The sequence below is a fragment of the Dyadobacter ginsengisoli DSM 21015 genome (assembly GCF_059568735.1).
This window is the reverse complement of the sequence record NZ_JCANTY010000012.1, coordinates 141,463-165,656: the sequence shown is the minus strand read 5'-3', so window position 1 is coordinate 165,656 and position 24,194 is coordinate 141,463. Positions and strand designations below refer to the sequence as shown.

Annotated in this window: 20 protein-coding genes; 10 read left to right on the top strand and 10 right to left on the bottom strand. The window is 47.2% G+C overall.

The window, feature by feature from the left end:
• Nucleotides 1-3: 3 nt before the first annotated feature.
• From BP71_RS34380 to BP71_RS34350, 7 genes are all read left to right on the top strand, one after another.
• On the top strand, nucleotides 4-216 hold the full coding sequence (locus BP71_RS34380; protein ID WP_295930403.1) for a hypothetical protein: 213 nt from the start codon (nucleotides 4-6) through the stop codon (nucleotides 214-216).
• Nucleotides 203-1,006 carry a TIGR02757 family protein gene (locus tag BP71_RS34375; RefSeq protein WP_496386209.1) on the top strand — a complete coding sequence of 268 codons (804 nt, stop codon included), beginning with the start codon at nucleotides 203-205 and terminating at the stop codon, nucleotides 1,004-1,006. The genes BP71_RS34380 and BP71_RS34375 overlap by 14 nt, the downstream gene beginning before the upstream one ends.
• A 254-nt stretch (nucleotides 1,007-1,260) precedes the next feature.
• Nucleotides 1,261-3,318 carry a tail fiber domain-containing protein gene (locus BP71_RS34370; protein ID WP_496386208.1) on the top strand — a complete coding sequence of 686 codons (2,058 nt, stop codon included), beginning with the start codon at nucleotides 1,261-1,263 and terminating at the stop codon, nucleotides 3,316-3,318.
• A gap of 302 nt (nucleotides 3,319-3,620) precedes the next feature.
• A complete protein-coding gene (locus BP71_RS34365; protein ID WP_496386207.1) occupies nucleotides 3,621-5,342 on the top strand; it encodes a tail fiber domain-containing protein in 1,722 nt (573 codons plus the stop codon).
• A 370-nt stretch (nucleotides 5,343-5,712) separates the two neighbouring features.
• Complete coding sequence (locus tag BP71_RS34360) at nucleotides 5,713-6,150, top strand: tail fiber domain-containing protein (protein WP_496386206.1); 438 nt, start codon at nucleotides 5,713-5,715, stop codon at nucleotides 6,148-6,150.
• Entirely contained in the window at nucleotides 6,147-6,716 is a 570-nt protein-coding gene (locus BP71_RS34355) for a tail fiber domain-containing protein (protein WP_496386205.1), read from the top strand. The genes BP71_RS34360 and BP71_RS34355 overlap by 4 nt, the downstream gene beginning before the upstream one ends.
• A 541-nt stretch (nucleotides 6,717-7,257) precedes the next feature.
• Complete coding sequence (locus BP71_RS34350; RefSeq protein WP_496386204.1) at nucleotides 7,258-8,772, top strand: tail fiber domain-containing protein; 1,515 nt, start codon at nucleotides 7,258-7,260, stop codon at nucleotides 8,770-8,772.
• 78 nt (nucleotides 8,773-8,850) lie between these two features.
• On the opposite strand, the gene BP71_RS34345 is transcribed toward BP71_RS34350, so the two are convergent.
• The 5 genes from BP71_RS34345 to BP71_RS34325 all read right to left on the bottom strand — a co-directional run bounded on the left by BP71_RS34345 (nucleotide 8,851) and on the right by BP71_RS34325 (nucleotide 16,266).
• Nucleotides 8,851-12,258, bottom strand: coding sequence for a ThuA domain-containing protein (locus BP71_RS34345; RefSeq protein ID WP_496386203.1), 3,408 nt, complete (start codon nucleotides 12,256-12,258; stop codon nucleotides 8,851-8,853).
• A gap of 80 nt (nucleotides 12,259-12,338) precedes the next feature.
• Nucleotides 12,339-13,391, bottom strand: coding sequence for a sugar phosphate isomerase/epimerase family protein (locus BP71_RS34340; RefSeq protein WP_496386202.1), 1,053 nt, complete (start codon nucleotides 13,389-13,391; stop codon nucleotides 12,339-12,341).
• Between the two features lie 138 nt (nucleotides 13,392-13,529).
• The gene (locus tag BP71_RS34335) at nucleotides 13,530-13,835 is read right to left on the bottom strand and encodes a four helix bundle protein (RefSeq protein WP_496386201.1); all 306 of its coding nucleotides are present in this window, start codon (nucleotides 13,833-13,835) and stop codon (nucleotides 13,530-13,532) included.
• 75 nt (nucleotides 13,836-13,910) lie between these two features.
• The gene (locus BP71_RS34330) at nucleotides 13,911-15,056 is read right to left on the bottom strand and encodes a Gfo/Idh/MocA family protein (RefSeq protein WP_496386200.1); all 1,146 of its coding nucleotides are present in this window, start codon (nucleotides 15,054-15,056) and stop codon (nucleotides 13,911-13,913) included.
• Between the two features lie 82 nt (nucleotides 15,057-15,138).
• Nucleotides 15,139-16,266: a Gfo/Idh/MocA family protein gene (locus BP71_RS34325; protein ID WP_496386295.1), complete on the bottom strand. Its 1,128-nt coding sequence runs from the start codon at nucleotides 16,264-16,266 to the stop codon at nucleotides 15,139-15,141.
• A 245-nt stretch (nucleotides 16,267-16,511) separates the two neighbouring features.
• Here BP71_RS34325 and BP71_RS34320 point away from each other — a divergent pair, with 245 nt between their 5' ends.
• Nucleotides 16,512-17,747: an MFS transporter gene (locus BP71_RS34320; RefSeq protein ID WP_496386199.1), complete on the top strand. Its 1,236-nt coding sequence runs from the start codon at nucleotides 16,512-16,514 to the stop codon at nucleotides 17,745-17,747.
• A gap of 68 nt (nucleotides 17,748-17,815) precedes the next feature.
• Here BP71_RS34320 and BP71_RS34315 read toward each other — a convergent pair whose 3' ends face one another.
• Both BP71_RS34315 and BP71_RS34310 read right to left on the bottom strand, forming a co-directional pair.
• The gene (locus BP71_RS34315) at nucleotides 17,816-20,224 is read right to left on the bottom strand and encodes an endonuclease MutS2 (protein ID WP_496386198.1); all 2,409 of its coding nucleotides are present in this window, start codon (nucleotides 20,222-20,224) and stop codon (nucleotides 17,816-17,818) included.
• A gap of 55 nt (nucleotides 20,225-20,279) precedes the next feature.
• Nucleotides 20,280-20,798 (bottom strand): DUF7935 family protein, encoded by a 519-nt coding sequence (locus tag BP71_RS34310; protein WP_496386197.1) that lies wholly within the window; start codon nucleotides 20,796-20,798, stop codon nucleotides 20,280-20,282.
• A 140-nt stretch (nucleotides 20,799-20,938) separates the two neighbouring features.
• Between BP71_RS34310 and BP71_RS34305 the strand changes: the two genes are divergently transcribed.
• Nucleotides 20,939-21,238, top strand: a complete 300-nt coding sequence (locus tag BP71_RS34305) for a HesB/IscA family protein (protein ID WP_496386196.1) — start codon at nucleotides 20,939-20,941, stop codon at nucleotides 21,236-21,238.
• Between the two features lie 9 nt (nucleotides 21,239-21,247).
• On the opposite strand, the gene BP71_RS34300 is transcribed toward BP71_RS34305, so the two are convergent.
• Nucleotides 21,248-21,820 (bottom strand): NUMOD4 domain-containing protein, encoded by a 573-nt coding sequence (locus BP71_RS34300; RefSeq protein ID WP_496386195.1) that lies wholly within the window; start codon nucleotides 21,818-21,820, stop codon nucleotides 21,248-21,250.
• A 156-nt stretch (nucleotides 21,821-21,976) separates the two neighbouring features.
• Here BP71_RS34300 and BP71_RS34295 point away from each other — a divergent pair, with 156 nt between their 5' ends.
• Nucleotides 21,977-22,336 carry a CoA-binding protein gene (locus tag BP71_RS34295; protein ID WP_496386194.1) on the top strand — a complete coding sequence of 120 codons (360 nt, stop codon included), beginning with the start codon at nucleotides 21,977-21,979 and terminating at the stop codon, nucleotides 22,334-22,336.
• Nucleotides 22,337-22,346: 10 nt separating this feature from the next.
• Here BP71_RS34295 and BP71_RS34290 read toward each other — a convergent pair whose 3' ends face one another.
• The gene (locus tag BP71_RS34290; RefSeq protein ID WP_496386193.1) at nucleotides 22,347-23,348 is read right to left on the bottom strand and encodes a 3-oxoacyl-ACP synthase III family protein; all 1,002 of its coding nucleotides are present in this window, start codon (nucleotides 23,346-23,348) and stop codon (nucleotides 22,347-22,349) included.
• 139 nt (nucleotides 23,349-23,487) lie between these two features.
• A complete protein-coding gene (gene pssA, locus BP71_RS34285; RefSeq protein ID WP_496386192.1) occupies nucleotides 23,488-24,192 on the bottom strand; it encodes a CDP-diacylglycerol--serine O-phosphatidyltransferase in 705 nt (234 codons plus the stop codon).
• Nucleotides 24,193-24,194 lie beyond the last annotated feature (2 nt).

Below are 24,194 nucleotides of genomic sequence, written 5' to 3'. Positions count from 1 at the left end.
ATTATGAAACACTCACCGGAGTTCCGCTCGAAGAGAGAAGAGGAACGGGAAGCCCTCAAAAACACGCCCGGCTACAAGATATGGAGCGTGATGTTTACCTTGCTGTATCCGTTCATTGCGATATTTACCTTCTTGTTTTCCGGAATTGTGATGATTTTTTCGGGTATTTCACGTGTGTTGGCTTACCTGTTCGGAGGTAGTCATGCCAGACATTGAAACATCAGTTGTGCGCCTTTCTCCCTATGTAAGCGATTTATTGGAAGAAAAGTCAGCGCAGTACAACAAGCCCGATTTTATTCCATTCGATCCGATCAGCATTCCGCATCGTTTTTCTGTTAAGCAGGATATTGAAATCATGGGCTTCTGGGCCTCTGTGCTGGCCTGGGGGCAACGGAAAACCATTATCAATAAGTGCCTCGAATTGTCGGCGCTGATGGACCATGCGCCTTATGATTTTGTTAGAAATCACGAGGAAGGTGATTTGAAGCCATTTTTAAACTTCAAACACCGTACATTCAATTCCACGGATACACTTTATTTCCTTCACTTTTTTCAAGAATATTACCGCAAAAACGATTCGCTCGAACACGCTTTCAGCGGAAGTATGCAGCAAAGTGACGTGACGATCGAAAATGGTCTGATCGGGTTTCATGACTTATTCTCTGACTCTGAGAACTTCCCTACGCGTACACGAAAGCACATTGCTACGCCGGTGCGCAAGTCCTCCTGCAAGCGCCTGAACATGTTCTTGCGCTGGATGGTGCGTAAGGATAATAATGGCGTCGATTTCGGTATCTGGAACACGATCCGGCCCGCTCAGCTCGTATGCCCCTGCGACGTACACGTGGATCGTGTGGCGCGTTTGCTGGGCCTCATCAAGCGTCCCGTCACCGACTGGCAAACCGCCGTCGAACTCACCGCCTCATTACGCCTGCTGGACCCGAACGATCCTGTGAAGTATGATTTTGCATTATTTGGACTTGGGATTGAAGGGTTTGCGAAGTAAATGATTGAAATAATTGTACTTGTCAAGGCGCCCCGCTACAAATATTGCCGATTTGGAGTGTGATAACTGGTATTTTGTTTTAGTACAAGTTCATTGCTACGATTTTTCATATACTAAATACTTTGCAGTGTTTTCCTTTGACTAAACCCGGCTGACCCGTAAGTCATTTGTTACCTGTCTCCGTTTTTTTAAAGTTGAAATTGAGTTGGATTTAAATCTGAAAGACAACTTTTTTCACATTAAAAAACGATAACATGAAACAATTTTTCACACAACTTTTTGCTACGGCTGCAATAATAGGGTGCCTCGCTGATAATGTCGGAGCCCAAACTCACTATGGAACCGGTGCCGGAACCAATGGGTTCGGACATACATTCTATGGAACTGATGCGGGAAATGTAAACTCGGCAAATGGGAATGATGGGGCTTTTAACACGTACATCGGACATTTTGCAGGTAAAAATGCTACTACCGGGCAGTGCAATACTTTTCTCGGTAATTCATCTGGTTTGCTGAATGTTACTGGTAGCTTCAACACCCTTATAGGATTTCAGGCAGGAAAAGATAATGGGAATAATAGCTATAACACCTTGGTTGGATCAAGCGCAGGGATGGGAGCGACCGGCAATCAAAATTCCTATTTTGGACAACAAGCGGGTACGTGGAGTAAGGGTTCTAACAATGTTTTCATGGGATTTGGAGCCGGAAATTCCAATAACGGCGGTAGCGACAATGTTTTTTTGGGGGCGAAAGCTGGTTTTTTAAATAAAAACCATCACAACGTTTTCATTGGCGTAGAGGCTGGTTATAACTGCGAAACAAACGACAATGTTTTCGTCGGCTGGAAATCAGGCAATGGTAACACGTTCGGAAGTTTAAATACTTATATTGGCACGAAAGCAGGGTTCACATTGAATGGAGGAGCTGGGAATACCTTCATAGGACATGGAGCCGGTGAAAGTGCCGGTGAAAATAATGATAATACAGATGAAAACACCTTTGTAGGAACCTACAGCGGCAAGAAGGCAAAGGGACAAAATAACTGCTATTTTGGGGTTTCCGCCGGATGGGAGAGTGAAGGAGATAATAATATTATTTTTGGAGTCTCATCAGGTACTTACAATAAGGGGAGCAATAACGTGGTGATGGGATTCGAAGCCGGATTTATCAATAAAGGAAACGAGAATAATTTTATCGGAAAGGCATCAGGCTATTCAAACACGACCGGCGTAGGAAATATGTTCGCGGGTACAACTTCGGGCTTCAACAATGATAGCGGTACCGCAAATGCATTCTTTGGCAACAAGGCAGGATATTCCAATAAAAGCGGAAGCCTTAATACATTCCTGGGGCAAGGGGCTGGTTACGACAATACTACCGGCGAAAAGAACACTTACCTGGGCTATGGCTCGGGAGGAAAGGCCGACATCATCAATGCCACAGCAGTCGGAGCATCGGCGAAGGTAATGGCAAGCAACTGCCTTGTGCTGGGTAATAATGCCAACATAGGAATTGGGGTGTCTGCACCTGTTTATCAACTGCAAATGAGTAAAGGAACGGCCGCCAAAGCTGGCTCCTCAACTTGGATGATTATGTCGGATCGCAGATTGAAAAAGGACATCACCAGCTTCACGGACGGCCTGGATCTTCTCAAACAAATCAAGCCAGTTTGGTTTCAATACAACGGCAAAGCGGGAATTGAGACAGGAGATAAAAAATTCGTAGGTATCATCGCCCAGGACATGCAGAAAATAGCGCCCTACACCATCGGGACATTCAATTATCAGGATTCGCTGGGTAACAAAACCGAGTACCTGGATTATGACGCGAATGCGGTTACTTATATTCTGATCAATTCGGTGAAGGAACAGCAACGGGTGATTGAAGAGAAGGAGACTAAAATTCAGGAATTGTCCCGAATTCAGCAGGAATTGTCCGGCCAATTATTACAGTCCGAGAAAACGCAATTGGAACTGGCGTCACGTTTGGAAAAGCTCGAAAGGCTAATGACCTCTTCACCAGGAATGCTAAATAAAACTGGCGTGCATCCCGAAGGTGCCGTTCTGGAACAGAATGCTCCCAACGGTTTTTCAGATAAAACTTCCATTAAATACTTCATCCCTCAATCTGTGAAAATGGCGGTGATTGACATTTATACAGTTGACGGTGTAAAGGTCGCTACTCACCCGATATCCGAAAGAGGGGCGGGAGAACTGGTTATTTCGGCTGGCAAATATAAGAGCGGATTGCATGTTTATGATCTGGTAACTGACGGCCAAAGCGTGGGCGCGAGGAAGATGTTGGTGGAATGAGATTTTGAAGGTGGATAAATAGGGAAAGGGTTTCGGTTACGAAACCCTTTTTTGTTGGTTAGGTAATGGCAGGTGTTGCTATTTTATTCGATTCAATTCAATACCAAAATCACGGGCCCTGTTATTCCATATTGTAAAAATAGTTGACGATCATTTGTACCGGGTCAGCTGTATTTTCCGCTTAATAACCTTGGTTACACCGTTCCTTCATTGTTTTAGAAATATGGCTTTCGACCTCGCAAGATTTGTACCGGTTACAAAATAAATCGGGGTAAATCCTCTTCACAAGAAAATTTAAGAACATGAAGAAGTGGTACAAGATGGCGGGTACATTGCTGATGACGGCGTGTGCTTTGACGCAATTGAATGCGCAGACGCAGTATGGCGTTGGGGCCGGTATGGCCGGTGTTGGCAGGGCTTTTTTTGGCACAGATGCAGGTAAAATTAACACGGGTGGCAGTAATTCATTCGTCGGACATCAGGCGGGAGCAAATAATGGCTTGGCAACCCAGGGCACCTTCTTAGGTTTTCAGGCAGGGTACTCCAATGAAAGTGGCGGTGGCAATACATTTGTTGGGGCTTTATCGGGTAAGATGAATGTTGATGGAACAAACAATGCTTTTTTTGGTGCTAGGGCTGGGCAACAAAATACTTTAGGCAGTGGAAACATTTTCATTGGAGTTAACACAGGTTTTAGCAACGTTACAGGATCGTCTAACGTGGCGATTGGATATCAGGTACACGAAGAATCGTCGAATGCAATTGGCAACTGCGCTGTCGGATATCAAGCTGCATTCAAAGGAGGCGGTAATTATAATGTAGCGATGGGATATGAAGCGGGATTCAACAATACGACCGGTACTGAAAATGTCTTCATGGGACATTCGGCTGGTTATTTTAGCAACTCGGGAGGGTTTAATACCTTCGTGGGTTCCCAGTCGGGGTATGAAAACACCACCGGGCATCGTAATGCATTTTTTGGAGAAAAGGCGGGATACAACAACAAGGAGGGTTTTTTCAACACATTCCTCGGGGTAGAGTCGGGTTATTCAAGCGAAACTGGTGTTGGCAATGTATTTCTCGGCAATAAATCGGGCTATTCCAACACCAATGGACATAGCAATGCATTTTTGGGCTATGGTACCGGTTTTCATAATACAACGGGAGCGAGAAATACTTATCTTGGATATGCTGCAGAAGGGAATGCAGACCTGGAAAACGCAACAGCAATTGGCGCAGAAGCAAAGGTTACTGCAAGTAATAGTTTGGTGCTCGGGAATAATGCAAATGTTGGCATCGGCATTTCGGCTCCAACTTATCAGTTTCAGCTAAGTACCAACTCCGCCGCCAAACCAGGCTCTGCGGTCTGGGCCATTGCCTCCGACAGCAGAATCAAAAAGAATATCACCAGTTTCACGGACGGCCTGGATCTTCTCAAGCAAATCAATCCCGTCTGGTTCCAGTACAATGGTAGCGCGGGTATTGAAACCGGTGAGAAGAAGTTCGTAGGCATCATCGCACAGGAAATGCAGAAAATAGCACCTTATACGATTGGCACATTTACTCATCAGGATTCACTGGGCAACAAAACCGAATACCTGGATTATGATGCGAACGCGGTTACCTATATTCTGATTAATTCGGTGAAGGAGCAACAGGAGGTAATTGAAGAGAAAGAGGCGAAAATTCAGGAACTGGAAAATCGTCTGGAAAAGCTGGAAATGTTGGTGACTGCATCGCCGGGAATTCTAAATAAGGAATCCAGGGCTGCCAGGTTGGATCAAAATACGCCCAATGGCTTTGCTAACCAGACGACGATCCGATATGCTGTTCCCTTATCCGCAAAAACGGCTGTGATCGATATTTATACGATTGAGGGTATCAAAGTCAAATCCTTCCCGATATCGGAACGAGGTGAGGGAGAGCTGGTAATTTCGGCGCTCGAATATAAAAGTGGTTTACATGTCTACGACCTGGTTGTAGACGGTAAAAGCATGGGCGCGAAGAAAATGCTGGTCGAATGATAACGCGATTCTTTACACATGAATAGGGCTTGCATTTGCAAGCCTTTTATTTTACGGATATGCAAAAAATCGTCTATGCGATGCTTGTTAATTAATGGCCACTAGTATATTTCCTCCACCTGATAAATCAGGCAAAGTGGAGATGATAACTGTTCCATTGGGACATGCGCCGGCCAACACAACACTGGTTCCCGAAATGTGTTTCTGGGATCTTTTTGTGCAGTTAGCAGCTTTTTTACATCTGATAATTCCTTCATTGGCTACAAAGCGGGGTTAGTAAATAGCGGAAGTAGCAACATATTTGTCGGAGGGGAAGCTGGTTGGAAGTCGTTCAGGTTAGTCAAATACTTCCGGAACTTTTAATACATTATTGGGCATCGATGCCGGATATTCGAATACTGTTGGTTTTGAAAATGTGTTTTTAGGAGGTAAGTCAGGCTATTCAAATCTTAATCGACATAGTAACACCTTCCTAGGTTATCAAGCCGGCTTCGACGACATCAACGGTGCCCAGAATACTTATGTAGGTTATGCTGCCGGAGGTGGTCCAATTTTGGCGAACGCCACTGCAGTCGGTGCATTTGATAAGGTTTTATCCAGCAATTCTTTAGTACTGGGGCACAAGGCCAATGTCGGTATTGGAATTTCTGCCCCCGCATTCCAGCTCCACCTCAGTACCGATGCCGCCGCCAAAGCCGGCTCGCAGACCTGGACAGTCGCATCTGACAGCCGTCTCAAAAGAAACATCACCGACTTCACCGACGGGCTGGACCTTCTCAAACAAATCAAACCCGTTTTGCGAACGTGAGCGGGCAAAAGAATACATACCTCGGTACCAATGCCGATGGAAATTCTAATTTGATCAATGCCACCGCAATCGGAGCCAATGCCAAAGTGAAAACTAGCAACAGTCTGATATTGGGAAACAATGCAAATGTGGGAATCGGAACGGCTGCCCCGGTTTATCAATTGCACCTTAGCACTGCAAAATTAGGTTCACCCGATTGGACAGTTATCTCAGACGCACGACTAAAAAAAGACGTTTCTGACTTTACGGAAGGACTAACGGTATTAAAGCAAATACGGCCCGTATGGTTTCGATACAATGGCAAGGCGGATCTTCATTCCGACGACAAATTTGTCGGCATCATCGCCCAGGAAATGCAAAAAATAGCGCCTTACACGATCGGAAAGTTTATCCACCAGGATTCATTGGGTAACAAAACAGAGTACCTGGATTATGACGCCAATGCGGTGTTACATTCTAATCAACTCTGTGAAGGAACAACAGCGAGTCATAGCGGAGAAAGAAGAGAGAATTGCGGCATTGGAGAAGACTCAGCGGGAACTGATAGCCCGGTTGGAAGCTCTTGAGTTGAATAGGCCTTCTTCGACCAGTGGTTTTCAGAAAACAGAGCAAGGTGTGGATGTCCCCCTTCTCGAACAGAATAAGCCCAATGGCTTTTCGAACAAGACTTCCATTAAATATTTCATCCCTCAATCTGTAACCACTGCTGTAATTAACATCTACACCTCAGCTGGTGTGAAGGTTAGTTCGCATGCTATATCTGAGCGTGGAGCAGGTGAACTTGTCATATCGGCAGATAAATATAAGAGCTGGATACATGTCTATGATCTGGTTATGCATGGTAAGAGCATGGGAGCGAAGAAAATGTTGATAGAGTAGTGATCAGCAGGATTCTAGAGGGCTTTGGTAACGAAGCCCTCTCTCGTTTGTGAACGATAATGGGTCCAATCTATTAGTCAAATGCAATTCATGGCTAAACATCCGGTAAGTAACTGTGAATATCCGCTGCTTCATTGCTTTTCCGTTCTCTCGCAGCTTCCAGTCAGTTTTGTACCAGTTACAAAATCAATCGAGGTAAATCCTCACTCACTTAGAACATTATTGATTATGAAAAAATGGTACAGGGCTGTGGCAGCGCTGATGGTAGGTGCGTGTGCTACGATCCACGTGAATGCGCAGACGCATTATGGCGTGGGTGCTGGCACACAAGGTTTACAGCATGCATTTTTTGGAGTAGACGCCGGAAAAGTCAATACGGCTCAGTATAATACCTTTATCGGACAAACTACTGGAGCAAAAAACACTACGGGCACTAGTAATACGTTTGTCGGCAATAACGCTGGCTATTTAAGTAGTACAGGATCGTTAAATACATTTGTTGGAGGCGTCGCTGGTTATCTTAATAATGGGAATGATAATACATTCATCGGTTTTGCTGCTGGCAATGGAAACAAGGGAGGGAACGATAATACGTTTATCGGCGTCTCAGCAGGCAATAAAAACAAGGAAGGAAACCAGAATACATTCCTTGGTACCCTCGCTGCCTCTGCTAATTCTCATGGAAATGAGAATGTCGTAGTCGGATTCAAAAGTGGACAATTCTCAGGAGGAGTGGATACGGGAAATGCTTTCTTTGGCAGTTGGTCGGGATATGAGAGTAAAGGGAATTATAATTGTTTTTTTGGTTATAAAGCCGGGATTTTTAATACTACCGGAAGCCACAATACCTATCTGGGTTATAACAGTGGAGGAAGCGCTGCACTTATAAATGCCACGGCAATAGGGGCGAATGCGCTGGTTACAGCCAGTCATAGTATAGCATTAGGTGCCAATGCAAAAGTTGGCATCGGCTACTCTGCCCCCGCATTCCAGCTCCACCTCAGCACGGATGCCGCCGCCAAAGCCGGATCTCCTGATTGGACGGTAGCCTCCGACAACCGTCTCAAAAAGAACATCAGCGCTTTTACCGATGGATTGGAGCAGCTCAGACAAATCAAACCCGTATGGTTTCAATATAACGGCAAAGCAGGAATTGAGACGGGAGACAAGAAATTCGTTGGCGTCATCGCCCAGGAAATGCAAAAGATTGCGCCTTACACCATCGGTACATTCATCCATCAGGATTCATTGGGTAATAAAACTGAATACCTCGACTATGACGCGAATGCAGTTACTTATATTCTGATCAATTCGGTGAAGGAGCAGCAGCAAGTGATTGAGGAGAAAGATAAAGACCTGAAACAAATGAATGCGCAGATAGCGGAACTGTCGAAGCGGCTTGAACAACTGGAACGTATTATGGCTTCCAATACGGCAAAACCTTTGACAGGTAATGCAGCGCGGACAGAACCCAATGCCTATGGCGCGGTCCTTGAACAAAATGTGCCAAACGGGTTTTCAGGAAGCTCCGCGATCAAATACTTCGTACCGGAGTCGATTAAGGAAGCGGTGATCGATGTGTATACTGTAAATGGTGTCAAAGTAAACTCCTATCCGGTGAAGGAGCGGGGAGATGGGAAACTGACAATTTCAGCGGAAGATTTTCAAAACGGCGTTTTTCTCTATGATCTGGTAACTGATGGGAAAAGCAACGGCGTAAAGAAAATGGTAGTTCAGAAATAATTTATTGTTAATTACTTATATGCAAAAGCGGACCTCTCTCAAGAAGCCCGCTTTTATCATTTTTCAATGTAAACTGCCTTACAACACTGCGTTGTCAAACCGTACCGATTCAATCGAAAACAGTGGCTTATTGCCGGCTTCTGCATTTTTAAATACAAAATACACCTTGTGGAGCTTGCCATCGGCTGAGGCGTTCACAGGAATAGTGATAGTTTCGGATTTGTCGACTTTACCTTCCCCGATCTTCACACCAGCGACGCCGTCGAGACGAACTTCCAATGTTCCACCGGCAGATTGGCCTGCTTTGCTTGCTACGGATACCGACAGTTTTGAAATTTCTGTAAGATCAATGTCGTCAAATGCAATAAAACCGCCGTCTTTCATGCCTATTACCATTTCACTACCATTCTCGCTTTTGTACTTGAATGTATTTCTGGTCGTATCGGCCATGTTTGCCATCAACGTCGAAGGGCGCAGGGCAATGGTTCTCGATCCGGTTAATGGACCCATTTTGCCGTTCCCTTTGTCGGTGTAGCTGGCAGTGAAGATGTACGAACCGTCTTTTTTCTTGGCTTGTGTCACATATGAACTCTTCAATGGCTTTTTGTCCACGGCTTTGTCATTTGCCAGGCCAAGAATGTATTTGACCATTTCTTCCACCTCCTCGGGCTTATGCTGCGGGTGCCCTGGCATTGCCTGCTCACCCCAAACACCGCTGCCACCTTTCAGAACTTTGTCGGTCAGCGTTTTCAAAGAATTGCGTTCGCTCGCATATTTCTTGGCTACTTCGCGATATGCAGGTCCAATTGATTTTTTATCGATTGAATGGCAGGCTTTGCAATCGCTTAGTTCGATCATGCGCTTGCCCGTTTCGAAGCCCGTATTGGCTTGGTGGCCTTGTGCGAGTTGCGTTTTGTCGAAACCTTCCAGGTAATTGATGGTCAATGTGACCTCGTCTTCCGGAATCTTCTTGGTCGCCAGACTGCCATCCTCTTTGTCAGAAACTGACACCTCGTAGTTCACAGGCTTGTCGTTCCAATAGAAGGTCTTGTTGCCTTTAATCGCCACATCCACTTTTGGGACAGCATTACCTACTCGTACGATCACTTCGGAAGTATTCGAGTTGCCTGCATTGTCCGTCACTTTTAATCTCGCAGTATATTCGCCTGGCTTAGCATACGTAAAGCTAGGGTTAGCCAGCGGGCTTTTCGGCAGACCTTTACCAAACGACCATTCATATTTGATCGGATCGCCATCGTGATCCATTGAGCCTTTGGATGAGAAATTTACCTTTAAAGGCGTTGCGCCTGTGGTATTTGTGGCACTAGCCAGGGCTACCGGTACGCGGTTTCCGGCATTAAATGTAATGTGCGAAAGGCTGGCTTCGTCGTTTTGCGCAAACCAATTAGGCCCGTATTCCAATGTGTACAATGAGCCGTCATTCGCAAACTGCATATCGATCGGGTGACTGAATTTAGTACTCGGCATGAAACGCTCGATGTTTTGCAGGTCGCCCTTTTCGTTCATCGTCACGATATTAATGTAATCACGGATCCAGTCGTAAGCAAAAAACTTGCCGCTGTAATAGGTCGGGAATTTGCTTTTGCTGTCCTGGAAATCCGCAGCGTAATAAACCGGGCCAGCCATTGCGTTACGGCCACCTTTGCCCACGATAGGTCCAAATTCAGGCGAGTCCGCATAAGGGTAGTAAATGAATGCCGGCTGAGCAGGGGGCAATTCCTGTAAACCGGTGTTATGCGGCGAATTGTTGATCGGTTTCAAGGGATCAAACGGCTTGCCGGAAGTGCTATCTGCAAAATTGAAGTCGATATAAGGCTTGTTGTCGGCAATGAACAACGGGTAACCAAAATAGCCGGCTTTTCTGGCCTGGTTGACCTCATCGTAACCTCTTGGTCCGCGTTTTGGATTATCCACGGAGGCATCCGGACCCACATCCCCCCAATAGAGGTAACCGGTGTGCTGATCCACGGAAATACGGTAGGGGTTGCGCGTACCCATTACATAAATCTCCGGCCGGGTTTTGTCCGTACCGGGAGGGAATAGGTTGCCCTCCGGAATGTCATACAGGTTGGTGCCGCCAGGCATATCAGCGCGGCGATCGCCGTAACGTGGCTTGATACGCAGTACTTTTCCTCTCAGCGAATTGGTGTTGGAAGAAGAATGCTGACCGTCCCAGCCTTCACGTCCCGGGCGCTCGTCGATGGGGCCGTAGCCGTTGGATTGGAACGGATTTACGTCGTCGCCGGTCGAGAGGTAGAGGTTACCTTTGGCATCCCAGGCAATGGAACCGCCGGTATGGCAGCAGTCTGTTCGTTTCACGGGCACGGTCAAAAGTACTTCTTCGGTGCTCAGAAGCACGGTGTCCTTCACATCGTCATATTTGAATCTCGACAAATGCTGCGCGGTATCCTTTTCCGACGATGGCGGAGAATAGTACATGTATATCAGCTTGTTGGTCTTGAAATTCGGATCGATATTGAGACCCATCAGACCATATTCCTGCTTGGTATAAACGGGCACTTCGCCAACGATTTTTACCTTACCGGTTTTGGGATTGTATAGTTTTACTTTTCCTTTTCTTTCAGTAAAAAGCACGCGCTGATCGTCGAGGACTACCAATTCGGTGGGCTCGTCGAGTTTGGTAGCGAGTACCTTTTTCGTAAAGCGGTTTTCTTCAGGACGTGATTTGGAGTAATCCAGTTTCGTGGACATTACCCAATTAAGGCCTCCCGTAAGGTGTTTTACAAAAACGGGATTAACAAAAGTCGCGTCTTCATGACCGAAATTGGTGTAGAATGCACGGCCTCCGTCAAATTCGTGGTACCAGGACATGGGGTGATTGTCACCCATTTTACCATCCTTATAAGTCTTTTCGTCTATTTTGACGAGCACATTTACCTTCGGATTGAAGTTCTTGAAATCGTAAAATTCGTCCTTAATCTTCCATTTTTTTGGAAAACCATCCATAGAAGGGTGTTGGTCGTCCACAACATATGCTTCGCCTTCCTGCACATTTGGGTTGCCGGGATGGCTCAGGAATTGGGCTCCGGCGAGCTTGTTGTACCATTGCCAGTCGTATTCGGTATCGGTGGCCGCGTGGATGCCCAGATAGCCGCCACCTGCCTGAATATAGCGTTCAAATGCATCCTGCTGCTTATCGTCCAGCACATTACCGGTGGTATTCAGGAAAATTACCGCACTGTATTTTTGCAGGTTTTTATTGGTGAATACACTTGAATTCTCGGTAGTATCCACTGCAAAGCCGGTTTCTTTACCCAGTTTAATGATAGCTGTTCTCCCGGCCGGGATAGACGAGTGCCGGAACCCGGCTGTTTTCGAGAAAACCAGCACGCGTTTTTCCGGCGTTACCGTCTGGGCAGTAGCTATCAGACTGCAACATGACAGGGCCGCAACGCCGGCAATCCTGAAACGTTTCAATACTTTTCGAAAAGGGGATTCACTCATTATGATTGGATTGGTTAACGTAGAAAAAACCTACCTTCCATAAGGAAGATAGGTTTTTAATATACTTGTAGATTCGACAATTATAACCCTAAAACCTTGCGGTTGAATGCTTCATCTGCGCCGGTTCCCGCAAAGTCGTCGAATGCTTTGGTGGTCACTTCAATGATGTGGCTTTCGATGAACGGTGCACCTTCTGCCGCACCTTGCACGGGCGACTTGATACAGCACTCCCACTCGAGAACGGCCCAGCTGTCGTAGTTGTATTGCGACAGTTTGGAGAAAATACCGCCGAAATCAACCTGGCCGTCTCCTAATGAGCGGAAACGTCCTGCACGATCGGCCCAGCCGGCAAAGCCACTGTAAACGCCTTGCTTGCCGCTTGGGTTAAATTCCGCGTCTTTCACGTGGAATGCCTTGATACGATCGTGGTATAGGTCAATGAATTGGAGGTAATCCAATTGCTGCAATACAAAATGACTTGGGTCGTAGTTGATATTCGCACGCGTATGGCCGCCGAGGTAATCTACAAACATTTCGAAAGTAGTACCGTCGAACACATCTTCGCCCGGGTGCAATTCGTAAGCCACGTCTACGCCATTTTCGTCATACACATCCAGAATAGGCTTCCAGCGAGTCGCCAGTTCCTTGAATGCAGTTTCGACTAAACCGGCCGGGCGTTGCGGCCATGGGTAAAGGAATGGCCATGCCAATGCCCCGGAGAAGGTAGCGCTTGCTTTCAGGCCCAGCCGACGGCTTGCCTGCGCTACATATTTCAAATGCTGCGTAGCCCATTCCGCACGTGCCTTAGGATTGTTGCGAACCTCAGGCACCGCAAAACCGTCATACATTTCATCGTAAACCGGATGCGAAGCCACCAGCTGACCTATGATATGTGATGCCAGTTCAGTGATTTCAAGTCCTTTATCAGCCAGTTTGCCTTTCAGCTCATCCGCATAAGTCTGCGACTCGGCTGCCTGCTTCACGTCAATCACGCGCGGGTCCCAGGTGGGAAGTTGCAATCCTTTATAACCCAATCCCGCCATATAGTCGGCAATGGTATCCAATGAGTTGAACGGAGCTTCGTCGCCGAGGAATTGAGCGAGAAAGATGCCGGGCCCTTTTATTGTTTTCATAGATGTAAGTTTTAATGAGTGAATGTGTGAATGAGTGAATGAGTGAATTTTTAGGGTGTGAATTGTGAATATTTTTTAATGAGTGTTTTTTCGTGCTTTGGATAATATTTTGATGATTTCCTCTGCCTTTTGAATCAGTCAGCTGAGTTTTTCTGACGGAATTAATCCAGTCTCCTTGATGATTTCCAACCAGAAAAGTGATTCATCTGCTTCTTGAATGGTGATGCTGAGTTTGGAATAGAACTCTCTTTGACTTCTGGATCGACATGCTGCACGGTAATTAGCGCCCACGGATGACGAAGACCTTAAAAATTGACGTCCAATGATCTTTGCTTCCTCACTTCCGGGAAGTGATCGAAAAACACGAATAGAACGCAAAACAAAGTTCTTAGTCCTATCTCTTAGGGAATTTACAAATACCTCTTTACCAACGGCGTTATCCATTTTACATAGTGTGTTAATCCAAATCCAGCTTCTTTCATTAAAAATTCACTCATTCACTCATTCGCTCATTCAAAATTAAATTTTAACCCAAGCCTCTTTCTTATTGCTTTCAAGGATTTTCTCACAAATCAGCAACTCACGATATCCATCCGCGAACGTTGGGAAAGTTGGATTCTCAGGCTGTTTGCCGGCAGCGATTGCTGCGTAAACCTCCTTGAACATTTGTTTTGAGGTATCGGGGAAGCCTTCGTTGTGGCCGCCGGGGAAAGTGATGGTCGAACGAACATCCTCGTTCACGAGTGAAGGATCACGAAGGAGTACTTCGTTGGCTTTGTCGCGGTTACCGATCCACATTTCGTTAGGCGACTCGGAGCACCAGCTGAATGTTTTCTTCGAACCTGAAATTTCCAGTGACATGCGGTTTTTGCGGCCTGCCGAAACCTGTGAAACAGTGATGACCCCTTTGTTACCATTGTCGAAACGGAGCAGTACGTTAGCATGGTCCTCGGTGTTTATAGGGACATCCGCATAATCTTCCGGTTGAAGCAATTTACCTGAATAGGTTTCTACGGCCTTCAATGGCTTCTTGCGTGTTTTATGAACGGTGTTGAAGTCAGCCATAACCGCAACTGTTTTCAGGCCGGTAATGTATTCCAGAATGTCCATCAGGTGGGAACCAATGTCCGCGATTGCCCGGGAGTCACCGGATTTGTCCGGTTCGAGGCGCCAGTTGTAATCCGTGTTATAAAACAGCCAGTCTTGCAGGTAGGAGCCGATGAAAGAATAGATCTCGCCCAGTTCGCCTTTTTCGCGCATCGATTTCATCTGGCGTGCCAGCGGATAGTAGCGTAGATTGAAATGCACAGCATTGACCAGTCCGGTTTTGGCAGCCAGTTCCACCAGCTCTTCCGCTTCCGCAAGGTCTTTCGCCAATGGTTTTTCGCAAATCACGTGTTTGCCGGCCAGCAATGCGGCTTTGGACTGTGAGTAGTGGAGGAAGTTAGGTGTACAGATATGCACAGCCTGGATATCTTCCTGTTTCAGCAACTCATCGAAAGTATAGGAGCGGGCAATGCCGAGGGCATCTGCCTTTTCTTTGGCCAGTTCAGCGGTTACTTCGCAAAGCGCAGCAACTTCAACATTCGGAAGGCGTCTCAGGGCCTCGATGTGTGCAGGGCCAATGAAGCCTGTACCGACAACGCCAACTTTGATTTTGTTCATAAATGGGTATGGAATGATTGGTGAAAAACAGTCCGCTTTCGCGGGTTAAATTGAGATGTAGATTAATTAAGTTGAGTTAAAATCAGAAATCGGTCCACTTCGTGTCCGTTTTATTCGAAGCTATTACAGCATCGATGAATTTCATGCCCCTGAGGCCGTCCTGCGCACCCGGGAAATCGTAGACCGGGTCGGCTTGCTTTCCTTCCCAGTATGCTCTTACGTGAATCGCGAAGTTGCGGTAGAGATTGGCAAAGGCTTCGAAATAGCCTTCGGGGTGTCCCGCGGGGATGCGGGTGTGTACCTGTGCAGCTTTGGACAGGTTACCCACGCCTGTACGGATCATGCGGGTTCCCTGATTGGTTTTATGGATCAAGGTATTAGGCTCCATTTGCTTCCATTGCAAACCGCCTGTTTCGCCGTAGACGCGGATATTGAGGTCGTTTTCCTCTCCGTTGGCGATCTGGCTGTTTTGCAGGATACCTTTTGCACCGTTGTTGAAGCGGAGTAGAATATTGGCATCATCGTCCAGCAAACGGCCTTCCACAAATATCGTAAGGTCGGCGCAAATCTGTGTGATTTTGAGCCCGGTAATGTATTCGGCCAGGTTTTCGGCATGAGTACCGATATCGCCGAGGCCTCCCGCTGCGCCGGAACGCTTCGGATCTGTACGCCAGGCAGCCTGCTTGTTGCCTGTGACTTCTACCAATGTAGCCAGCCATCCCTGCGGATATTCCACAATTACCTTTCTCACTTCTCCAATGGCGCCAGAGGCGATCATATGGCGGGCCTCCTTTACCATAGGGTAACCAGTGTAGTTGTGGGTAAGGCAGAAAACCAGGCCGGTTTTTTCGACCACGGCCAGAATTTCCTCGGCTTCCTGGGTATTCAGTGTGATGGGTTTGTCACAGACAACATGAAATCCGTTTTCAAGCGCGAGCCTGGTAGGCGCGGCGTGCACGTGGTTGGGGGTCACGATGGCTACGAAGTCCATCCTTTCGCCCTCCGGCAACTGCTTTTCTTGGAGGATCATCTCCTCGAAGTTGTTATAAACCCTGTTTTCAGGGAGATAAAGCGCTTTGCCGGTTTCTTTTGACTTGGCTGGATCGGAGCTGAAAACGCCACAAACCAGTTCAATTTCTCCATCCATGATCGCTGCACGGCGATGGACCCCACCAATAAATGCATCCAGGGAGCCGCCGACCATGCCCATTCTGATCTTTCTTGACATTCCAGTTGGTTTAAGGTTTTGAAAAAGATTTTTACAGTAACAAAGAGTAGTAGGAAAGACTCTTACTACTTACAAATATAAATTTAAGACATAAAAAACACTCCTAAGGGATAATTAAAACCAGTAGAATTACCCTAAGTTTGTTTTTTCTGTGAAAATCTTAAATAAAAGCGTTACCCCTAAGGTTGTCATTCATCTAATTCAAATAATCAAACCCGTTAAGTCACATGACCCAATCAGTTAACAGCGGAAGGCTCTTCAATGCAAGTTGTTTTGCGCTCATAACCACTGCATTCTCATTCAGTATCCGTGCAGGGATCCTGCCCCAGCTGGGCACCGAATTCAACCTTTCAGCTGAACAGCTTGGCTTTATCAACTCGATGTGGTTCTTCGGATTTCCGCTGGCAATGATTATCGGGGGGCTCGTGTATCACACAATCGGTCCGAAAATAATTATGCAGGTGGCATTCGTCTGCCACGCCATTGGTATCATTATGACAATCTATTCGGGTGGCTACACCGGCCTTCTGATTTCTACATTCCTGATCGGGGTAGGTAACGGCTGTACAGAAGCTGCCTGTAATCCTATGATCGCCGACTCTTACGAAGGGCTGCAAATGAGCAAAATGCTGAACCGCTTCCACATGTGGTTTCCCGGCGGGATCGTGGTAGGTAGTTTGATCTCTAAATTTATGACGGATGCCAACCTCGGCTGGCAAGCGCAAATCTGGGTGATCCTCATTCCGACATTCATCTACGCATTCCTTTTCTGGGGACAGGCATTCCCGAAACCGCACGTTGCAGGTGTAACTTCGATCGGTGAAAACGTGAAAGCGATGTTTACACCCTTGTTCATTTTCATCTTCGTTTGTATGGCATTTACCGCTATCAGCGAATTCGGCCCGCAACAATGGACAGGTCTGATCATGAGCAAGAGCGGGGCAAGCCCGATGCTGATCCTGGCATTGGTGACGGGCTTGATGGCGATTGCGCGCTACTTCGCCCACCCGATCGTTGCGGCAATCGGTCAAACCGGTATTCTTTGGGGATCATCGATCCTGGCTGCGGCAGGTATTTACCTGTTCAGCACGGTAACTGGTCCCGCGGCTTATGCGGCAGCTGTGATCTTCGCAATGGGTGTCGCATTGTTCTGGCCTACCATGATTGGTTTCGTGGCTCAGAACGTGCCTTTGAGCGGTGCATTGGGTATGTCTATCGTCGGTGGTATCGGAATGTTCTCGACGGCGATCTGGCAGCCGGTAATCGGTAAGTGGCTGGATGACGCCAAAGCAGAAAAGCTGGCAGCGGGTCTGACAGGAGATGAAATGGAGCTGGCGGCCGGGCAAGCCACGCTGAGCACGATGGTGATGTTTCCCGCGCTCCTGATCGTGGCATTCGGTATCCTGTATTTCTGGATGAAAGGACGTAAAACAGTAACCGCTTCTTCGGCTGCAGTTCACTGATAACTGAGATAAGTCAAAAACGAAAGGGCGCCTCATCGGCGCCCTTTCGTTTTTGATATGGTTTGCCGTTATTTCAGTTTGACGAGTGTCACGCCTGCGCCGCCGCGATCCGCGTGCTCGTCATGCATGCTCGCTACCTGCCGGTATCCACGCAAATGATTACGAACCAACGTACGCAGGATGCCGTCGCCCTTACCATGCACAATCCGCAATTCGTCGTACCCGAGCATGATGGCGTTGTCCATGAACTGATCGACCATTCCGAGAGCTTCTTCACCACGTTTGCCGCGCATGTCGAGGTTGAAGCTGAAATTGAGCATTCGCTCATTCAGGTCGACACCCTTCGCGGCTGTTTTGAGCTTTTTCTCGCCAGTAGCCGCGCGATAGGTTTTTTTTGAAACCTTTTCCAGCCTGTTCAGCTTCACATTCGATTTAAGGTCGCCAATGCGGATCTCTGCATCTTTCCCCTTAAGGGCAAGGACTTCGCCGATAGCGGTTTGGCCGGTGATCCTGACGTAGCTGCCCGGAACAATGTCGCCACTCTCAGGCTCATACACGTCTTCGGGAGGGGTAGTTTCCGACACTTCTTCCAGTGCCAGGTTTTTCTTGCCAAAATCTTCAAGGCTTGTCCGTACGGTTTTGGTCTTTTCCTTTTCCGCCTTGTTTTCCTTGATTTCCCGGATTGTATTTTCGATGAGCTGGTTGGCGTCTGAAAGCAGGTTTTTAGCCTTCTGCTTAGCATCATTGACGATCTTCTTCTCATTGTTTTCGAGCTTTTCCTTCAAGGCAGTATAATCAGCCAACTGTCTGGTTAGCTTTCGCTCCTTGATGCCGATTTCGATGTTTTTCTCCGAGAATACCCTTCTTTCAATGTCGAGTTCTTTCAGGAGTTTTTCAAAGCTTACCTGCTGCGTTCCCAGTTTTTCCTTAGCCCGGTTGATGACCGCATTCGGTAAACCTATTTTGGAAGCGATTTCAAAAGCAAAAGAACTGCCCGGACGACCGATTTCCAGCTGATAGAGCGGTTCGAGGTGTTCGCCGTCGAAGCGCATGGCGCCGTTGACCAGCCCATCGGTTTTGTCCGCCAGTACTTTCAGGTTGGTATAATGTGTGTTGATCATCCCGAATGCGCCCGATTTCGTCAGGTTTTCCAAAATAGCTTCCGCGATAGCCCCACCCAACCCGGGTTCGGTTCCCGTACCGAACTCATCGATGAGGAATAGGGTCCGCTTGTTGGCCATCGAGAGAAAATGCCGCATGTTCGTTAAATGCGAGCTATATGTACTCAGATCGTTCTCCAACGATTGTTCGTCGCCGATGTCGATGAAAATGTTTTGGAAAAATCCCATAGATGACCCTTCTGCCATCGGTACCAGCAACCCGCATTGGAACATGTATTGGATCAGCCCGACGGTTTTCAAGGCCACCGATTTACCACCCGCATTCGGGCCTGAAACAATGAGGATGCGCTGTTTTTCCTGCAATTCAATATGAAGCGGGACAACCTTTTTCCCTTGCTTCTGGAACGATAAATGCAGCAGCGGATGCCGGGCTTCCCGCCAGTCGATAAACTGCCGGTTTTCAAACGGCGGATTGATCGCCCCCATTTCACCTGCCAGCCGCGCCTTGGCGCGGAGGAAATCCATCAGCCCCAGAAACAGGTATGCCTTCTGAAGATCGGGAACAAAGGGTGCCAAATAGGCGGTCAGTTCCAGCAGGATCCTGTTGATCTCGCGACGTTCTTCATATTCGAGCTCCCGGATCTCATTGTTGGATTCGAACACATCGGTAGGCTCTATGAATACGGTCTGTCCGGTAGAGGACTCGTCGTGGATAAATCCGCGGAGCTTACGTTTGTGTTCGGCGGCTACGGGTATCACCATCCGGCCGTTTCTTACGGTGAGCGATACATCATCCCCGATCCAGCCGTTGCTTTTGGCCGATTTCAGGATGGTATCCAGCTTCTTTCGAATCCCGGATTGTTCAGATATCAGTCGTTTGCGAATGCGTGAGAGCTCCGGCGAGGCCGAATCACGGATTTGCCCTCTGTCGTCGATAATGCGGTCGATCCCGTCGGTAATCGCTTTTTCGACACGGATTGTCCTGGCATATTCGCCCAGGATGGGGAAGGATCCGGGTTCCTGGCTTTCAAAGAAGCGCAGGCACAGGCGGATTGTCAGCAATGAGACCTTTAAATCCGAAAATTCGGATTGGGTCAGCAGCATCCCTTCGATGGTCGCGCGTTTAAGGTAGGGCGTAGCATCGATATAGTTTTGGGCCGGGAAATTTTCTCCGAGTTCGAGAATGCGTTGCATTTCGGCGGTCTGGCTGACGAGCTTTTCAACCATGCCGAAATTTTCGGAAAAGCGGATTTTCTCGACATAACTCTGGCCAAGCGTGCTGATGCAGTTTTCTTTTAACCGCTCCCGCAGCTTATCGAAACCCAGTTTTTGTTCGATTGTATTTGGGTAAAGCATTTTCTAATTGGAGCTCGCGGCGTTCGTCCGTAAGCCCTGCGATGTTGTTTATGTTTTAAAAAATATTTCTAACCTCTTCTTTGAGTATCTTCAATGCATGAGTTGAAGGTTGTATCTCCCTTTCGATTACATGGGAAAAGACCTTTTTGGCGAGATCAGCCGGTGCCGCTTCGCCATTCAGTTCGCCGGCAGCCTGGTTGATTACTGCTACCGTTTCATTCATTGCATTGACGATCTGCTCCCAGGCATGTGTGCTGACGTACAATTGCTGCGCCACATTGTGGTTATATTCCTCTCTGATTTCATGCAGCAGAATCTGGTGCAGTTCCAGTGCGCTCATGGCTGAAGGGACCAGCCGAAGCAACAGATTATTAGGTGTAATACGTTCCAAAAACAGGCACATACGCTCGTACGCCTGCAAACGGAGTGGCAATGTGATCTCTATGTTTTTGCTTCTGATATCCCAGCGCTGTTTTTCGAATATTTTATTGGCTATGGTCGTAATGGTCAGATACATGCCAAAAGTAACTATGATGCCAAGTATTAGGACGGTCAGAATGAGGTAATATTCCATGATGTGAAATGTAATTTTGTACCAAAATGCGGCACAAAATTAAACGATTAGCCGCATTTGGCAGATATTTATTTCAAAACGCGAATGGAACTGCACCGGTTTGTGTTAACCCGTTTGTCGTAGTCAGAAAAAATAGCAGGATGGATAACCCGATTCAACTTACCGAGAAAGCGAGGCTGGAAATCAGAACAACGCTCGATGCCAACAAAATCCCCGACACCTATGGGTTACGGGTGGGGCTAAGGGGAGGAGCATGCAGCGGATCTTTCCTGCTGGGCTTTGACACAGCCACAGAGCATGATCAGTCATACCTCATCGAAGGAATTAAGGTACTGATTGACAAGCGCCACCTGATGTACGTGATTGGCGTTTCTGTAGACTTTGAAGATGGTGCGAACGGCAGCGGTTATACGGTTTCCGCGGCAGAAAAACCAAAATAAGTATTTCGATTAGTCCTCAATGGTTACATGCTTCCAGTTCTCTCCTGATCGGATACGGTTGAGCTGTGTATGCGTAATACCGAATTGTTTGGCGATCATCTTCAGACGGTTGTTATCGTTCTTAAGAAGTTTCTTGATGATGCGCACCTTGCTTTCCGTTAGCTTGTAATTTTTGGTCCTGCGAGGAATGACGCGGTTGATAAATGCAGGGTTTTCCCGGTTGTGATCGATCATCTCCGTCTTCGTGACCCATTTGAGGTTCTCGAAGTAATTGTTTTGCTTATCGAAATCCAGGTGAATAACAAAATTGTGATCCTGGCTTGGCTTCTCCGCAAAGTGTTCTGCTACCAGCTTGTGTACATAACGGTTGATGGTCTTACCTCCCGTTACACGGATATTAAGTGATCTATAACCCTGAATTACAGAGCCTTTGATCACGACTCCCTCTTTAGGGTTATTCTGGAAACTTTTCAGTCTGCCATAGTTTGATACTTCATAATGAGGAGCGTTCTCGATTTCGTCGAATATAATCTTTGCCCACTTTTCGTTCCAGAAGCTCCGGCTTACATTTAACTCATTCATTTTGATAAGGATATATAATTAATTTTCAACATCATAATATTCGGATCCATGCATTCCAGCAGTGCTGGTATAGCTGAAACATTTTGGCAAGCTTTTAATGTTTCCATGGGTGTGAGGGGAGAAATTCCCCCGATTGTTCAACAAACCAAAACAAAGATGAAACGTACACTCATCATCGGAGCCACTTCCAATCCATCCAGATACGCTTATCTGGCCGCGCAGAAACTCAGGCAACATGGTCATCCCATTCTACTCATCGGACGCAGGAATGGTTTTGCATTAGGAGAAGAAATCAACAAAGACAAAACTGACTGGAAAGATGTAGATACGGTCACCTTGTATATCAATCCGAGCCATCAGCCCGAGTACTACGATTACATTGTTTCTCTAAGTCCTAAACGCGTTATCTTCAACCCTGGTACAGAGAATCCTGAATTTAAGGATATTTTAATCGATAAAAATATCATACCAATCGAGGGGTGTACATTGGTAATGCTGTCGACCGGACAATTCTAGGCTCGCGAACCTACCATCTGATCAATGCCGATGCCCATGTGAACCCGCTTCCGAATGCAGCAAGGCATATCAGCTTTCCGTGCTGAACTTTTCCATCTTCCCAGGCCTCAGTCAGTGCAATCGGAATGGAAGCTGCAGTTGTGTTTCCGAATCGCTGCAGATTGTTGACAACCTGTGATTCAGACAATCCCATCTGTTGCCGTACGTAATCGCTGATCCTGATATTGGCTTGATGCGGTACCAGTAGGTCGAGGTCGGCGGCCGTATAGCCATTGGCATTGAGTGCTTCCGTAATTACTTCGCCAAATCGGACGATCGCGTGTTTGAAAACGGCATTCCCGTTCATATATACATTATACCCACCTGCGTCGAGCAGTTCCTGGCTAACGGGGCGGCCTGGACGGCTGCTGCCTGGATCTTTTACATAAAGCTCTTCCGCGAAGCGCCCGTCGGCGTGTAAGTGTGTAGATAGTATACAATGTTGTGGATCTTCAGTAGCGGTAACCACAGCGGCTCCCGCGCCGTCCCCGAAGATCACAGCCGTATTGCGCCCTGCCGTACTCTTGTCGATCCATGACGACTGAATTTCCGATCCCACTACCAGTGCGGTTTTGTACATGCCCGATTTGATGAACTGATCGGCAATGGACAGCGCGTAAACAAAGCCCGAACATTGCTCCCGGACATCGATGACCGGTTTACCATCCATCCCGAGTTCACGCTGCATCAGAAACGCGGATCCGGGGAAAAAATAGTCCGGAGTAATGGTAGCGTACACGATCACATCGATATCGTTGGATGTCAGGCCGGCGCGCTCCAGCGCTTGCCGCGAAGCGGCCGCGGCCATGCTGTAATTGGTGTCTTTCCCATATTCGAAATAACGCCGTTCCTGGATCCCTGTACGTTCGCGGATCCATTCATCCGACGTTTCCATCCATTGGGTCAGGTCGTTGTTGGTAACAATGTTTTCTGGGACGTAATAACCTAGGCCTGTAATGCGGGAGAATGTCATGCTATCGGAAAATGTTCAAATGCTGCTGAGGGTTAAGGGGCGGTCTTGAACAGGTTTTTTATTCTAAAATGATAATTATAAGCAACATACGTTGCCGGAACAGATTGTAAAATTGCAATAAAAAGTCCTGCCTACCAATTCATATACTCTTTTTCCTGACATTATCGATCAGCGACAGCAGGATATAGAGGATCAAAAGCGCGGGTACAGCCAATATTTTCAATGTGGCGAGGAGGACAAGCGAAGCTATTATCAATATGAAGCGCGCCTCATTCCCTTTCCAGCCGAAGCTTTTGAATTTAAGCGCTATCAGGGGCATTTCCATCACCAGCAGATAGGACATTACCACGCTCAGGATCAGTAAATTGTTGGTGTTGATGATCAGATCTTTCCAGAAAGTGCCCTCAGTATGCACTATGAGTGGTAATGAGGCGATCAGCATCGCATTGGCCGGTGTGGGAACGCCTATAAAAGAATCGGATTGTCTCGGGTCATTGTTGAATTTCGCAAGCCTGATCGCCGAGAATACCGCAATAATAAACGCCGGATAGGCCTTCCATATCCCAAGCAGATCAGGAATACTCTGCATAAGCAGCTGAAATACGATAATGGAGGGTAAGAGGCCGAATGTGACCATATCGGCAAGCGAATCCAGGTCCCGGCCGATCGGCGATGTTACTTTCAGAAGCCTGGCGACGAAACCGTCGAAAAAATCGAAGATCAGGGCAACGCCAATAAGCAGACAAGAAAGGAGCAGGTTATTGTGGAATGCTTCTACTACGCCAATACAGCCACAAAGGAGGTTTCCGCAAGTCAGGGCATTGGGGATGTTGCGACGGATCATAA